Raw genomic sequence first — 13,686 nt, forward strand, 5'->3', positions numbered from 1 at the left:
TCCTCAGCGAGTGATGTGCGGGTCAGAACCCGGTACGGAGGTGATTGAAGACCTCAGTCAGGAACTCGTCGAACTCCACGGCGTCGCGACTCGGCGGATCGCCAGGAAGGCGGACGTCGACGAGCCCCTCCAGCGCGGTGGAGACCATGCCGTAGACGGCGCCGACCAACAGGGTGAGGTAGGAAGCCGGATAGCGTCCGGCCGCCACGGCGGCCACCCGCTCCTCGACCTCCAACCGCATCCGGTGCTGGACGTGATAGACGTGAGGCTCCAACGATGGATGCGCGCGCGCCAACGCCAGGACCTCCCGCATCCGGGAAAGCCCCGCTGTCGTCAACTGCAGCCGCAGCACGACCTCGACCGCGTCCAGTAACGGGCGCCCATCCGACACGTCCTCGAGTGCGTCGGCGGCAGCCTCAATACCGGCGTAGGCGACCGATGCCACCGCCGCTTCCTTGCAGGGGTAGTGGTTCGCGAACGTACGACGCGAGTAGCCGGCCAACTCTGCGACCTCGTCGATCACGAACCCGTCCAGGCCGCGCTCCTTCGCCAGACCAAAGGCAGCCTCGGCAAGCGCCTGTGCCGTCGCCGCACGCTTCCTCTCCCTCAGGCCTTGGGTCACGGCCATAGCCTCCCAGGCGCTTGCCCAACAGGCAAAATTGCCTGACCTGCACATCTTCTGCTCTACGGGATCGGCGGCGGCGCTCATCAGCAAGAGAGGTACCGAACGACGGGCGGCACCCTCGACGGAGGCCCGAGGAGGACGCTTCCCTGGGGCACTGTCAGCCGCACGACAGGGGACCGGCGTCGGCGCAGCTCCGGGGCCCGGCCGAGTATCGATATGAGTCGTCGCCTCGGCCACGCTTCCGTGGGGCGCCGGCCGGGACAGACGCCAACCGGGGTCCGAGCCCGCTGGTGTCGTTCCGGCTGAGCCGTTCATACCCGGCACCTCGCCCTACGACCAGCACGACATGGCCCAGCGGATCCCGGGGTGCCGGCTGCGCGGCGTGGGTGAGTCCTCCGTCTGGGGTGCGCTGAGTCGGCACCGGACGACACTTTGGCGCCGCCAGGAGTCTCGACTTGAGTGACGGGGTGTGCTGTACTCAGAGTACAAACTCATTGTTGAAACTGAGAGGGTTGTCTGATAGTCCACGGCCCCAGGCCGATCGCCGCCTCCTGCCGTTGCGCCCCTCGCGGCACTGCACAGGCGAACCACACGCCACACCAGATCCGGCCGTTCGAAGGTGGAGCGGCGTCGAGGGCGCCTGGGAACGAAGCAGACGATGAAGCCACCTGGAGATACCGATGAGCAACCAGCAGCTGACCTACAGCCCGTTCGATCCCGACATCATCGCTGACCCTTACCCGGTCTACCGGCAGCTGCGCAGTGAAGTCCCCGCCTACTGGTCGGAGCAGGCAAACACCTGGGTGCTCAGCCGATACGTCGACGTCTGCGCGGCCCTCGCCGACCCGGCGACCTACTCCTCGGCGTCCGGGATCTTCCCGACCCCTCCCGGGGTGGACATGACCCAGTTGTTCCTGCCCATGCTCATCATGACCGACCCACCGCGACACACCGCGCTGCGCAAGGTCGTCAGCAAGGCGTTCACCCCCCGGCGAATCGCCGCACTCGAACCCCACATCCACTCCATCGTGGACGACCTGCTCGATGATTCACCGAAGTCGGATGGGTGGGACTTTGTCTCTGGGTTCTCCGGACCGCTGCCGGCCATCGTGATCGCCGACATGCTGGGCGTGCCGCGGGCAGACCGTGACCGTTTCCGCACGTGGTCCACCACTCTCATACAGTCCAACCCCGCCCGTGGCGAGTTCGGCCCCGGTCTGGAGGCCGCCACATCCCTCTACGACTACTTCTCAGAGTTTCTTGCTGAACGACGCGCGCGCCCTCAGGACGACCTCATGAGCGCGCTGGTCCAGGCCGACGCCGACGGCGAACGCCTCAGCGAGGATGAGCTCCTCGGCTTCTGTCTGCTGCTGCTCGTGGCCGGACACGAGACCACCACGAACCTGCTCTCCAACAGCGCGGTCGTGCTCGCTCAGCAGCCCGATAGCCGCCGGCAACTGGCGGACCGCCCAGAACTCGTTCCCGGCGCCGTCGAAGAGCTGCTCCGCTACGACTCCCCCGTCCAGGGCCTGTCGCGCACCCTTACCCGGCCGGTCGACGTGCACGGACAACGCATGGCGACTGGCGACACCGTGCTGCTTCTCTTCGGCTCCGCCAACCGAGACGACCAGGCATTCCCAGACGCCGACCACTTCGACCTCCATCGCGCTCCCGAACGGCAGGTCGCGTTCGGACGTGGGATCCACTTCTGTCTCGGCGCCGCGCTGGCGCGGCTCGAAGCGCGCATCGCGCTACAGGCACTCCTCGCCCGCCAGCCGGACTGGGAAGTCGACCTGGATTCGGCCGTTCGACTCCGTTCTGGCCCCATCCGCGGCTACCTGTCCCTGCCCCTGGAGTAGCGCAGCTCGGCGTGCCACTGCTCGTGCCCGTCGCTCCATCACCGCCGAGCCGCGCTTGTGCAGCAGCCGCCCACTGATGATCAGTAGCAGGCCGAACGCTAAGAACCCGAGGTTCAACGACAGTGGGGCGCCGATGTCGTCGCGCACGTGGTGCACACCCGACAGGAGGACCAACTCGGAGCGAAACGGCCTTTGAGCCAAGCCTTGATTGCGGCGATGGACCCAGCCGGCACCAAGACCCACGTCGCGGCATGGAAGATGCCGCCGAGTCCAAGACCATAGAGCAGACCCAGGGCCTTGGAAGGCATCTGCCCGGAGGCCTTGCGTTTGTCGGTGTCGGTGTCGGTGTCGATGTCCGTGTCCAGCATGTACCCGCCCGGTGACCGACCATGCCCGCAGGTCTCCACGGGACATTGGCGATTGGTGCACCTTGCAAGCCTCCGCCATGGTTGGTACATGCAATCACTAGGTTCGGACGCGGACCTCGTCTCGGTGGAGTCCATCGAGCAGGAGCTGACCTTGCTGATGCGGCGTGCCCAGAAGGTGCACTTGCGCGGGGGCCCGAGCGTGCCAGTTGTAGAGAGGGCTGCCTACGGGATCCTCGCGTGGCTGCATGACGCCGGCCCGCTGCGGTCCAGTGACCTGGCAGCGCACTTCCACCTGGACGCCTCGACTATCAGCCGACAGGTCGCTTCCTTGGAGCAGGCTGGTCTGGTCACGCGGGAACCGGACGCCGAGGACCGGCGCGCTTTCCGGCTGCGGCTCACGGAGCACGGCCGGGGCGTGTTGACAACGACGCGGGCGGAGCGACGCGGCGTCGTCCGAAAGCTGCTGCGGTCGTGGTCGCCGGAGGATCTGGCGAGCTTCGCTCACTTGCTCACTAAGCCCGGATCCACCGATGGCCATGGCGCTGAGCGCTTGATCCGGTTCGTCTGGTCATGAGGAGCCGCGGGCATGTCGATGTGCCGGGCCTCCTTGTCCGGTGTCGTCCACTTGGTCCTCGGTTCGCGCAGCGGCGGGCTGCTGGGTGGTCAGGCCGCGAGGACCGGTGGCGGGTCGTTGACCCGGTCGAACAGCGCCGTCCAGGCGCTCTCCCAGGGCCAGGCATGGGGCAGGTGCAGGGCGATGCGGCGTGCTGAGGTCGCGACCCGTGCCGGCACGATGATCAGTTTGCGACGCAGGGTCGCGGTGGTCGCCTTTGCCAACTGTTGGTCGGTCAGGCTCGCGGCGGCTCGGGTGAGGTTGAACGCGATGACGGCGAGCACCAGCCAGGCGGCGTTCGCGGTGAACACCCCGGACGGCAGGTGTGCCAGCGCGGCACCTTTGAGGTCGGCGTGGACTTGTTCGATGACCGCGTGCTGGCGGTGAATCTTGTCGGCGGCGACGGTGTCCAGCACGTCGGCGTCGGTGGTGGTGAAGAAGGCGTGGAAGCGCCAGGTGTCGAACAGGGTGTCCTGGCCGGCTGCCTTGTTCTTCTCGGCGTTGAAGTCCGGGATCCTGCGAACCACGAGCCGGCCCGGGACGTGGTCGGACTTCTTCTGCGCAGCGAACGCGGTGAAGTCGATCTCGGCGACCTCGGCCCGGGAGATCCACCGCTGGCTGGCTTCGTCGAAGACAGCGTCGGTGTACTCGATCGTGGTCCACGCGTCCTCGCTGATCGCTGCGATCGCGGCCTTGATGCGTTTGTCCATCCGCACGGTCACCGACACCGCGGCCCCACCAGCGATCGCGGCGTGGACTGGTCCGCGACCGTAGAACGCCGAGTCCATCCGCACCAGGACCGGGTGAGGCTTGCCCAGCAGCCGTCGGGCGGTCCTCACCGCGTCGCCGACCAGACGCTTCGCGCCGCGCGGCGACCCGGTCGAGCCCTTGCGCAGCCGCTGGGCCACGACCACCGGGGCCCCACCGGCGACGGTGAGTGTGGCGAGCAGTGCGTTGAGACCGCGGACCCCGGAGTAGCCGAACCCGGCGCCCTGCTTGGCATAGCCGTGGACCTCGATGATCGTGTCATCGACATCGACCAACGCATACCCGCGATCCACCTCGGTGTCGGTGTCGGTGTCATCGTCGGCTGCGGTGGCGGCCGGTGCGCCGAGCAAGCCGGTGAGGCCGGCCAGTGCGATCAGGAACCGCGAGGCGACCGCGTCGAGCTGGCGCACGTGCCCGAAGGTGAAGGTCCGCAGGAACGAACCCAACGTCGACGGGGCGTAGGCCCGGGTGAACAGCCGACCCATTCCGCCATGACGCAGCAGCGCCATGTCATCGATGCTGTCGGCGCCGGCGACCATCCCGCCGACCCGCGATGCGACCTTCAACCCGGCGTTCGCGCCCTTGTCCGTCGGGACGCTCAGGTGCTCATTTGCCAGGTCCCGCAGGCCGGCGGACTCGGCCAATGCGAGCGCCGGAACCAGGCCTGCGGCCGACACGAGATTCGGGTCATCGAAGACCGCCGAGGTCGATCGAAGCGTGTGAGAGAGTTTCACCTCAGAGATGCCCTTGCTGTTGGTGTGAATCGTTGCCTCAAGAACTCCGATTCTCCCGCCCAGCAAGGGCATTCTCGTTCTACGCCACGCTCACCCACCCAAGTTCATCGGTGGATCCGGGCTTATCCATTCGCAAGTGACCACGAGCGATCACAGCGGTGTTTATGAGCGCGTCGATGACAATCAACCCGGCGCACCTATCCGACGACGACGGGGCGACGCTTCGCGCGTTTCTGGAGTCGGCCAAGGCGCGCGGCGAGGTCGTCGACGTCTCCCCCCCCCCCCCCCCCCCCCCCCGGGTCGAACTGCTGTCCCCGGCCGAGGTCGCCAACCGTCTGGGCATGTCGCGGACGACCGTGCTGCGCCGGACCGCCGACGGCGACCCGAAAGCAACGAAGGTTGGCTCGCATCACCGAATCCCCTTGGCCGAGTTCGAGCGTTACAGCCACAACTGATGCGGCGGATGGCGGAGGCCAGCGCCGCCGACATCGAGGCCGAGTTGAACGGTTGAGTGAGTCCACAGCCCTGTTCCTGGACGCGAACACCCTCGACTTCCCTGTCACACGAACACTTGTCATCGCTGCGCCCTACGTAGGGAGTCGAGGCGAGCCTGGCCCACCCACTTTCGACCGACAGTACGAGCTGGTCGACGTCCGGGGGAACCACCACGGCTACCGCCGTGGGCAACCTAAAGACAGCTGCGACGCCTGGCCGGGTGACGATCCACCCTCGCTCCCGTGCGCGCTCGGCAGGCCATCGTTCTCCTTGACCGAGGGACTGGGCAGGCTTGACCCGGGTCAAGGACTTCCCCCTCCCCCGGCCGTATCTTTCGAGTTGACCCACGAAAGGACGGCAGCCATGACCCACCAGGCCCTCGCCCAAGCAGCACGACTGGCACCCGTCGTCGAGCGCGTCCACGGCAAGAACCACCCGGAGATGACCCGCGTGCGCCAGCTCACCGAGCAGCTGATGGCCACCGTCGATCCGACCAGGACCGCGGCTCTCTTCGCAGAGCTGCGCGCGGTGACGGACAACTACGAAGTCCCCGGTGACGTCTGCGAAGCATTCGAGGCGACGTACCAGTCCCTGGCGGCGGCCGACGCCCAACAGGCTGCGTGAGGCCAGCGAGCGAAAGACGAGCACGATGACCACAACGACCCCACTCGCCGAAGGCTCGGCCCTCGTCGCCAAGCGCATGCAGGCCTCCTCGGGCCAGTCGTTCCCGCGGCACCGGGCGTCCGCCGAGTCCGCCCTGGTGGTGACCGCGGGGCGATGCACCATCCGCTTCGCCGACCGTCTTCAGGAGCTGAGTGCTGGAGAGACGGCTGTCATCCCTGCCGGCGACTGGCACCAGGTCGAGGCAGACACGGACTTCTCGGCCGTCCACGTCATGCCGAGGGACATCCGCTTCACGTTCTCCGCGTGAGCTCGAGCGCATCCTTCCCCGAGGCCGACCTTGGCTTCGCCCGGCCCGCCCCGATCACCATCACGGCGGAACTCAGGGCATCGGCGATCGCCATGTGCAGGTCCGTACAGAACTTTCCAAAGGGTCCTAGTCGGCGAGCACCGACGTGTTCCGCCTTCCTAGGGCGGCCGGCGCCGACGGCAGGCGCTGGCGGCACCTCCCCCGTCGCGGCAGACTCCTGACCCACCGCTGCATTCGTCAGATCCCCAGCTCCGGGAATATACCCCCAGGGGGTATGGTTGCGGTGGTCAAAACCAAGCGGGTCAACGGAAGGCCATGACGATGACCACCCCCCACCATCACGATCACCACGGCCACGGCGACACTGCGCACGATGAGCACGCGGATCACGGGGCCCCCGTGAATCACGACGGGCATGGTGATCACGCGAGCCACGGCGGGCACGACAGCCATGGCGGGCACGGAGGGCACGGCGACCACGTCGGGATGTTCCGTCGCCTGTTCTGGGGCTCACTGGTCCTGGCCATCCCGACGGTCGTGCTGTCGCAGATGTTCGCCCACCTGATCGGCTACGAACTGCCAGACATCCCCGGCCTGGCGTGGGTGCCGGCCATCCTCGGCACCATCCTCTACGCCTGGTTCGGGCGCCCCTTCCTGACCGGCGCGGTCTCCGAGATCCGCTCGCGCCAGCCCGGCATGATGCTGCTGGTCGCCCTCGCCATCACGGTCGCCTCCGTGGCCTCCTGGGGCGCGCGACTCGGCCTGCTCCCCCACGACCTCGAGTTCTGGTGGGAACTGGCACTGCTCGTGGTGATCATGCTCTTGGGCCACTGGATCGAGATGCGCTCGTTGGTGCGTACGACGTCCGCCCTCGACTCCCTGGCAACACTGTTGCCCGACGAGGCCGAGAGGGTCGAGGGCGAGGAGATCGTCGTGGTCTCCCCCACCGATCTGCGCGTCGGCGACGTCATCGTGGTCCGCCCGGGCGGCAGCGTGGCAGCCGACGGGCGCGTGGTCAGCGGCTCGGCCTCGATGGACGAGTCGATGATCACCGGCGAGTCCCTGCCCGTACGCCGAGAGACCGGCGCCACCGTCGTGGCCGGCACCATCGCCACCGACTCGGGTCTGCGGGTCGAAGTCACCGCCGTGGGTGACCAGACCGCGCTGGCCGGAATTCAAAAACTCGTCGCGGACGCACAGGCATCTTCCTCGCGTGCCCAGCGTTTAGCCGACCAGGCGGCAGGGTGGCTGTTCTGGTACGCACTGGGCTCCGCCGTGGTCACCTTCGCCGTCTGGTCGCTCATTGGGCTGCCCGAGGACGGCCTCGTCCGCACCATCACCGTGCTGGTCATCGCCTGCCCCCACGCACTCGGCCTGGCGATCCCTCTGGTCATCTCGATCTCGACCGAGCGCGCGGCTCGGGCCGGCGTACTGGTCAAGGACCGCCTCGCGATGGAATCCATGCGCACCGTCGACAGCGTCCTGTTCGACAAGACCGGCACGCTGACCAAGGGTCAGCCGACCGTCACCGCCATCGAATTGTCCACCGACACCACCCTGGACGCCGATGAGGTGCTGCGCCTGGCCGCAGCCGCCGAAGCAGACTCCGAGCACCCGTTGGCCCAAGCCATCGTCCGCGCGGCCGAGAAGAAGGGGCTGGCGCTGCCTCCGTCCAGCGACTTCTCCTCGCACCCCGCTGAGGGCGTCACTGCGGTCGTGGACGGGAAGACCGTGCACGTCGGCGGTCCTGCACTCCTGGCCCGCGAGGGTGTCGCCGAGCTACCCATCGCAGATACCTGGCGCGAGCACGGCGCGATCATCCTCCACGTGGTGGTGGACGGCGCCGTCGTTGGCGGCCTGAGTCTCGCCGACGAGATCCGCGAAGAGTCGCGCGCCGCGATCAACGCCCTACACGAGCGTGGCATCGAGGTCGTCATGATCACGGGCGACGCCGAGGCGGTGGCCAACACCGTCGCCGCCGAGCTCGGCATCGACCGGGTGTACGCCGGCGTGCGTCCCGAGGACAAGGCATCCAAGGTCGCCCAGCTCCAGCAGGAAGGACGTGCGGTCGCGATGGTCGGCGACGGCGTCAACGATGCACCGGCTCTCGCCCAGGCGGACGTCGGCATCGCGATCGGGGCAGGCACCGACGTCGCGATCGGGTCCGCCGGGATCATCCTGGCTTCCGACGACCCCCGCGCGGTCCTGTCGATCATCGAGCTGTCCAAGGCGACCTACCGCAAGAGCATCCAGAACCTGGCGTGGGGCGCGGGCTACAACCTCGCCGCGGTCCCGCTCGCGGCCGGGGTCCTGGCGCCGATCGGGTTCGTGCTGCCGATGTCGGTAGGAGCGATCCTGATGTCCGCCTCCACCGTGGTCGTCGCGCTCAACGCACAACTCCTGCGACGACTGGACCTTGCCCCCGCACGTCTCGCGCCGACCAACCAGCCCAGCAACGCCTGACCCTCGGGTCGAACCCACCGAAAGGACGCACCATGTGCACCTCCTGCAACTGCTCCACCGCCGGAACGCAGACCATCGACATCAGCACGCCTGAGGCCGCTCAGACCTGGTCCGAGGAGTTCACCCTCACCGGCGTGACCTGCGGCGGGTGCGCCGGCAACGTCACCGATGCGGTCACGAACGTTGAGGGAGTCGACCGCGCCGAGGTCGATGTGGCCAGATCAACGCTCACTGTCCACGCCCCCAGCGCGGTCCCGCGCGAGGCTATCGCCGCCGCTGTCAGCGCCGCCGGCTACGGGATGGGCTGAGCCGGCCACCCGTCCCGAGCATGGCACCGCCGTGTCAACGAAACGCTGGCGATCGGACCTCAACGGTCCGATCGCCAGCGTTCGTTTGACGGAGCAGTGTCAGGAACCGAGCATCGACTTCATCTCGTCGATCTCGGCGGCTTGGCCGGTGATGATCGTGTCGGCCAGTTCGACGGCGTCCGGGAACTTGCCGTCCTCCTTCTCGGTTTCGGCCATCTCGACCGCGCCCTCGTGGTGCTCGATCATCATCTCCAGCCACATCCGCTCGAACTCCGCACCCTCGGCGGACTCAAGGGAGTCCATGTCCTCGGCACTCATCATCCCGGGCATGTCGGAGTCCATCTCCATGCCACCGTCGCCGTGTGCGTTCGCGTGGTCGCGCGTCGTCTCGGGAATCGGTTGGGACCAGTCTCGGAGCCAGCCGGCGAGAGTTTCGATCTCGGGACCTTGGGCCATGCGGATCTGCTCGGCGAGAGTTGCCAGTTCGGGCGACACGTCCTTGCCTTCGATGAGGTCGACCATGCTCAGCGCCTGGGCGTGGTGCTGAATCATCTCGGTGGCGAAGTCGACGTCGGCCTGGTTGAAGTCTTCGTCCTCGGCGATCTCCGAAGAGGAGCCGCTGGAACTGTCGTTGTCGGTGCCGTTGCCGCATGCCGCGAGTCCGAACGCGGTGGTGAGCGCGATGAGCAGCGCAATGAGCTTCTTGATCATGGGTTTCTCCTCATTGGATCTGGCCGATGGGCGGTGCACGCGGTTGAGGTGCGGCCGGCTATGTCGCGTAATTGAGGGCGATCATCATTCCTGCCTCGGCGTGGTAGATGTTGTGGCAGTGCGCCATCCAGTCACCGGGGTTATCTGCGTCGAAGTCGACATCGATGGTGCGCATTGGTGGGATGAGAACGGTGTCCTCGCGCAGGCCGTTGGGCAGGGCGAATGTGTGGCCGTGCAGGTGCATGGGGTGGGTCATCATGGTCATGTTCATCATCTGTAGCCGGGTTCGGGTGCCTCGGGTGAGGGACAGCGGGCTGTTCTTCCCGAATGGCTTGCCGTTGATGGTCCAGACGTAGGGCTGCATCTGGCCGGCGAGGTGGAGCATCTGGTGGTCGTCAGGGTCCTTGGGATCCAGGCGTGAGGATTCCGTGGGCCGGAGCTCGGTGCCGAACAGCACCCGCCCGTCGAGCTCGGCCAGGCTCGCATCTACTGCGGGTGCCTGGCCCGGGCCGGTGCGGATGAGCGCGCGCGCTCGACCCGCCTTCCCGAAAGGTGCCGCCACAAGCGGAAAGACTCCGTCACCCAGGGTGACCTCGACGTCGTACCGCTCCCCCATCCCGATGTAGAGGGCATCTGTCGTCACCGGCTCCACAGCCCACCCGTCCGTGGCAGTCACGGTCATCCGGTGACCACCGAGAGCCACGGCGAAGATGGTGTCTGCGCCGGCATTGATCATCCTGATCCGGACACGTTGACCAGGCTTGGCCCGCAACACGTCGGGATCAGCCGGGGTACGGCCGTTGATCAGATAGTGGGGGTAGACGACGTCGCCAGCATCGCCGAACGGCAGCTTGCCACTCATGGCCATGCCACCCGAGCCGTGATCCATGCCGCCCATGTTCCCGTGATGCATGCCGGCGCCTTGACCGCCGGTGAGGTCGGTGAACACCTCGTCGGGAGTGGTGCCGGTGCCGTCGATCCAGTCATCGAGCACCACGACCCATTCGGCGTCGTAGCGACCGGGTTCGGACGGGTCGTCGATGATCAGCGGGGCGTAGAGACCGCGATCGAGTTGCACGCCAACGTGAGGGTGGAAGAAGTAGGTGCCTGGGTCAGGCGCGGTGAACTCGTAGGTGTAGGCAGCACCCGGTCTGACCGGGTCTTGTGTCTGTCCGGGGACGCCGTCGGCAACGTTACGCAGCCGGATGCCATGCCAGTGAATCGTGGTGTCTTCGGGCAGCTGGTTGTCCAAGGTGATGCGCAGCATGTCGCCTGCCGTGGCACGCAGCAGGGGCCCGGGAGCTGCGTCCCCGTAGGCCCACGTGTCCACCATGACCCCACCCAGGTCAAGCGTCGTGGGCTTGGCGACGAGCGACTTGGTGACCACGTTCTGTCCCGGCGCAGGATTCAGGGTGGGCGCCGGTCCGATCGGACTCGACGCCGGACTCGGGCTCTTCGAGCACGCCGAGAGGGCCATCGTGCCGACGGTGGCGAGTCCGCCGAGCAGCAATGACCTCCGGGACGCCATGGGCTGCGGGAGGCTGGGTCGGGCATTCACAGATGAACGTCTCCTGGGAGGATCTGGGCCAGACGGACGTCAGTGCCCATCGCTGATGAGGCGGCGTGCGGTCGCGTAGTCCTCCGTGTTGATGTCACCGCGCGCCAGGCGTGTGTCCAGTTCAGCCAAGGCACTGGGCCGTGGCGGGAATGCGTCAGGGCGCCTTCCGCTGAAGGAGTGCCGCACCACCAGGGCTACCAGCGTCCACACGCCGGCAAGTCCCAGGATCATCACCAGCCACATCAGCCAGCCCATCCCGTAGCTATCGCTCCACATCCTGGGTTCCTTTCTTTCCCACGCGCCTGACTCCACTGTCTCCCTGGTGTCTGATGCAGTGGTCACCGTTTGACGAAGATCCGATCAAGGTTGCTGACCTGCGTCGTGGCTTGCTTCGGCTCATACGGGAGACTGGCCTCATGACCCACCCGCCTGCAGCTACTGCGACCACTGCTGGGGACGTCTTGATCGTCGACGATGAGGAGGCCCTTGCGCGGGTCGTGGCGTCGTACATCGAGGCCGCGGGCTTTTCGGTCCGGCTGGCGCACACCGGGCCCGATGCCGTCGCCATGGCTGCGCAGGATCCCGCCGTGGTCATCCTGGATCTGGGGTTGCCGGGTCTGGACGGTGTCGAGGTCTGCCGTCAGATCCGCACCCGGTCGGACTGCTACGTCCTCATGCTGACCGCTCGCAGCGACGAGGTGGACAAGCTCATCGGACTCTCGGTCGGCGCTGACGACTACATGACCAAGCCCTTCAGCCCACGTGAACTCGTCGCCCGGGTCCAGGTGCTGATGCGGCGCCCGCGTGCCGCTGTCCCAGCTTCGACACCGGATCTTCCTGACCCGGTACGAGTTGGCCCTCTGAGCATTGACCTCCACATCCGGGAGGTGTTGCTCGATGGGGTGGTCATCGACCTCACCCGCACCGAGTTCGACGTTCTTGCTGCACTGGCCGCGCAACCCCGCGTTGCGTTTCGGCGCCTGCAGATCCTGCAGTCGGTGTGGGGCGCATCCTGGATAGGCGACGAACATGTCATCGATGTCCACGTCGGACACATCCGCCGGAAGCTGGATGATGACCCCACCACGCCTCGGTTCATCGAGACCGTTCGCGGTGTGGGCTACCGATTGGGCAGAGGATGAGTCGGCAGGCTCGGGCGGCGGGGCGCACCATCGGCACGCGTCTCCTGTCCGCCCAAGCGCTCGTGTTGATTGCGAGCATCGGCACGGCGGCGGCTGTAGCGGCTGTCGTCGGGCCGCCGCTGTTCCACGCCCACCTCCTCGAGAGTGGGCATGTCGAGAACTCACCCGAGATGATCCACATCGAGATGGCCTACCGAGAGGCCAACCTGGTTGCGTTTGGTTTCGCCGTCGTCGTCGCCATCGCGTGTTCGTTGGCCGTGAGCTTGTACCTCGCCCGACGCATTCAGGACCCGCTCAGCGATCTGGCCGAGGCCGCCGGCGACATGGCCGGAGGCCACTACGACGTACGCCTACCCGCGACAGCCGCGGGGCCGGAACTCGACGCCGTGGTCACCGCCTTCAACACCATGGCTGAACAACTCGAGCACACCGAGGACACCCGGCGTCGACTGCTCAGTGACCTGGGCCATGAGATGAGGACGCCCCTCAGCACCGTGCGTGCGTACCTGGAGTCCGTCGATGACGGCGTCCGCCAATGGGACGAGGAGACCCGCGAAGTCCTCCACGACCAAGTGGCCCGGCTAAGCATGCTCGCTACCGACGTTGCCGATGTGTCCGCAGCCGAGGAAGGCCGCATCGCCCTCGACTGCGAAGAAGTCGACGTAGGCGCACTGCTGGAATCCGCAGTCAGCGCCAGCCACAGCTCGTACGAAAAGGCCGGCGTCGACCTGGTGGTGACCGGACCGTCAAGCACCTGCTCAGTCCGTGCGGATGACCGTCGACTTGGGCAGGTCCTCACCAACCTCCTTGACAACGCCCTGCGGCACAGCCATTCGGGCCAGAGCGTCACCCTGTCGGCGCAGGTCACCGGCCCGACGGTCGAAATCTCCGTGTCCGACCACGGCGACGGCATCCCGGCCGAGCAGCTGAACCACGTCTTCGAACGGTTCTACCGCGGAGACAGCGCACGTCACCACACCGGGCACCGGTCAGGGATCGGACTCACCATCAGCAAGGCAATCGTCGAGGCCCATCAAGGACGGATCCGGGTCGAGAGCGCCGGTGCCGGCGAGGGGGCCAAGGTCACCTTTGCGTTGCCGCAGATCTGAGC

15 protein-coding genes are annotated in these 13,686 nt (G+C 67.0%); 9 read left to right on the top strand and 6 right to left on the bottom strand.

The features are described 5' to 3' along the window. Window positions 1-22: 22 nt before the first annotated feature. A complete protein-coding gene (locus J2S59_RS15320; protein WP_181642504.1) occupies window positions 23-622 on the bottom strand; it encodes a TetR/AcrR family transcriptional regulator in 600 nt (199 codons plus the stop codon). A 683-nt stretch (window positions 623-1,305) separates the two neighbouring features. On the opposite strand from J2S59_RS15320, the gene J2S59_RS15325 reads away from it, so the two are divergent. After that, window positions 1,306-2,484, top strand: coding sequence for a cytochrome P450 (locus J2S59_RS15325; protein ID WP_068124024.1), 1,179 nt, complete (start codon window positions 1,306-1,308; stop codon window positions 2,482-2,484). 492 nt (window positions 2,485-2,976) lie between these two features. Beyond that, window positions 2,977-3,426 carry a MarR family winged helix-turn-helix transcriptional regulator gene (locus J2S59_RS15330; protein ID WP_181642505.1) on the top strand — a complete coding sequence of 150 codons (450 nt, stop codon included), beginning with the start codon at window positions 2,977-2,979 and terminating at the stop codon, window positions 3,424-3,426. Between the two features lie 89 nt (window positions 3,427-3,515). Here J2S59_RS15330 and J2S59_RS15335 read toward each other — a convergent pair whose 3' ends face one another. Then, window positions 3,516-4,967 carry an IS1380 family transposase gene (locus tag J2S59_RS15335; protein WP_306825463.1) on the bottom strand — a complete coding sequence of 484 codons (1,452 nt, stop codon included), beginning with the start codon at window positions 4,965-4,967 and terminating at the stop codon, window positions 3,516-3,518. Window positions 4,968-5,143: 176 nt separating this feature from the next. Between J2S59_RS15335 and J2S59_RS15340 the strand changes: the two genes are divergently transcribed. From J2S59_RS15340 to J2S59_RS15350, 3 genes are all read left to right on the top strand, one after another. Then, entirely contained in the window at window positions 5,144-5,422 is a 279-nt protein-coding gene (locus tag J2S59_RS15340) for a helix-turn-helix domain-containing protein (RefSeq protein WP_306825265.1), read from the top strand. 403 nt (window positions 5,423-5,825) lie between these two features. Further along, entirely contained in the window at window positions 5,826-6,086 is a 261-nt protein-coding gene (locus J2S59_RS15345) for a hypothetical protein (RefSeq protein WP_068124265.1), read from the top strand. 25 nt (window positions 6,087-6,111) lie between these two features. Beyond that, complete coding sequence (locus J2S59_RS15350) at window positions 6,112-6,393, top strand: cupin domain-containing protein (protein ID WP_068124262.1); 282 nt, start codon at window positions 6,112-6,114, stop codon at window positions 6,391-6,393. Between the two features lie 237 nt (window positions 6,394-6,630). Here J2S59_RS15350 and J2S59_RS15355 read toward each other — a convergent pair whose 3' ends face one another. Next, entirely contained in the window at window positions 6,631-6,873 is a 243-nt protein-coding gene (locus J2S59_RS15355; protein WP_220138596.1) for a hypothetical protein, read from the bottom strand. A 6-nt stretch (window positions 6,874-6,879) separates the two neighbouring features. Between J2S59_RS15355 and J2S59_RS15360 the strand changes: the two genes are divergently transcribed. Next, complete coding sequence (locus J2S59_RS15360) at window positions 6,880-8,856, top strand: heavy metal translocating P-type ATPase (RefSeq protein ID WP_220138595.1); 1,977 nt, start codon at window positions 6,880-6,882, stop codon at window positions 8,854-8,856. A 32-nt stretch (window positions 8,857-8,888) separates the two neighbouring features. Then, complete coding sequence (locus J2S59_RS15365) at window positions 8,889-9,164, top strand: heavy-metal-associated domain-containing protein (RefSeq protein WP_068124260.1); 276 nt, start codon at window positions 8,889-8,891, stop codon at window positions 9,162-9,164. Between the two features lie 99 nt (window positions 9,165-9,263). On the opposite strand, the gene J2S59_RS15370 is transcribed toward J2S59_RS15365, so the two are convergent. From J2S59_RS15370 to J2S59_RS15380, 3 genes are all read right to left on the bottom strand, one after another. Further along, complete coding sequence (locus tag J2S59_RS15370) at window positions 9,264-9,875, bottom strand: DUF305 domain-containing protein (protein ID WP_068124259.1); 612 nt, start codon at window positions 9,873-9,875, stop codon at window positions 9,264-9,266. A 58-nt stretch (window positions 9,876-9,933) separates the two neighbouring features. Further along, window positions 9,934-11,352 (bottom strand): multicopper oxidase family protein, encoded by a 1,419-nt coding sequence (locus tag J2S59_RS15375; RefSeq protein WP_306825266.1) that lies wholly within the window; start codon window positions 11,350-11,352, stop codon window positions 9,934-9,936. Window positions 11,353-11,472: 120 nt separating this feature from the next. Then, window positions 11,473-11,709, bottom strand: coding sequence for an SHOCT domain-containing protein (locus J2S59_RS15380; protein ID WP_068124255.1), 237 nt, complete (start codon window positions 11,707-11,709; stop codon window positions 11,473-11,475). A 140-nt stretch (window positions 11,710-11,849) separates the two neighbouring features. Between J2S59_RS15380 and J2S59_RS15385 the strand changes: the two genes are divergently transcribed. Both J2S59_RS15385 and J2S59_RS15390 read left to right on the top strand, forming a co-directional pair. After that, the gene (locus J2S59_RS15385; protein ID WP_068124270.1) at window positions 11,850-12,575 is read left to right on the top strand and encodes a response regulator; all 726 of its coding nucleotides are present in this window, start codon (window positions 11,850-11,852) and stop codon (window positions 12,573-12,575) included. Then, complete coding sequence (locus J2S59_RS15390; protein ID WP_068124252.1) at window positions 12,572-13,684, top strand: sensor histidine kinase; 1,113 nt, start codon at window positions 12,572-12,574, stop codon at window positions 13,682-13,684. Before J2S59_RS15385 ends, J2S59_RS15390 begins: the two co-directional genes overlap by 4 nt. The last annotated feature ends 2 nt before the right edge of the window (window positions 13,685-13,686 follow it).

The sequence above is a fragment of the Nocardioides massiliensis genome, assembly GCF_030811215.1.
GTDB classification, from domain to species: Bacteria; Actinomycetota; Actinomycetes; order Propionibacteriales; family Nocardioidaceae; genus Nocardioides_A; species Nocardioides_A massiliensis.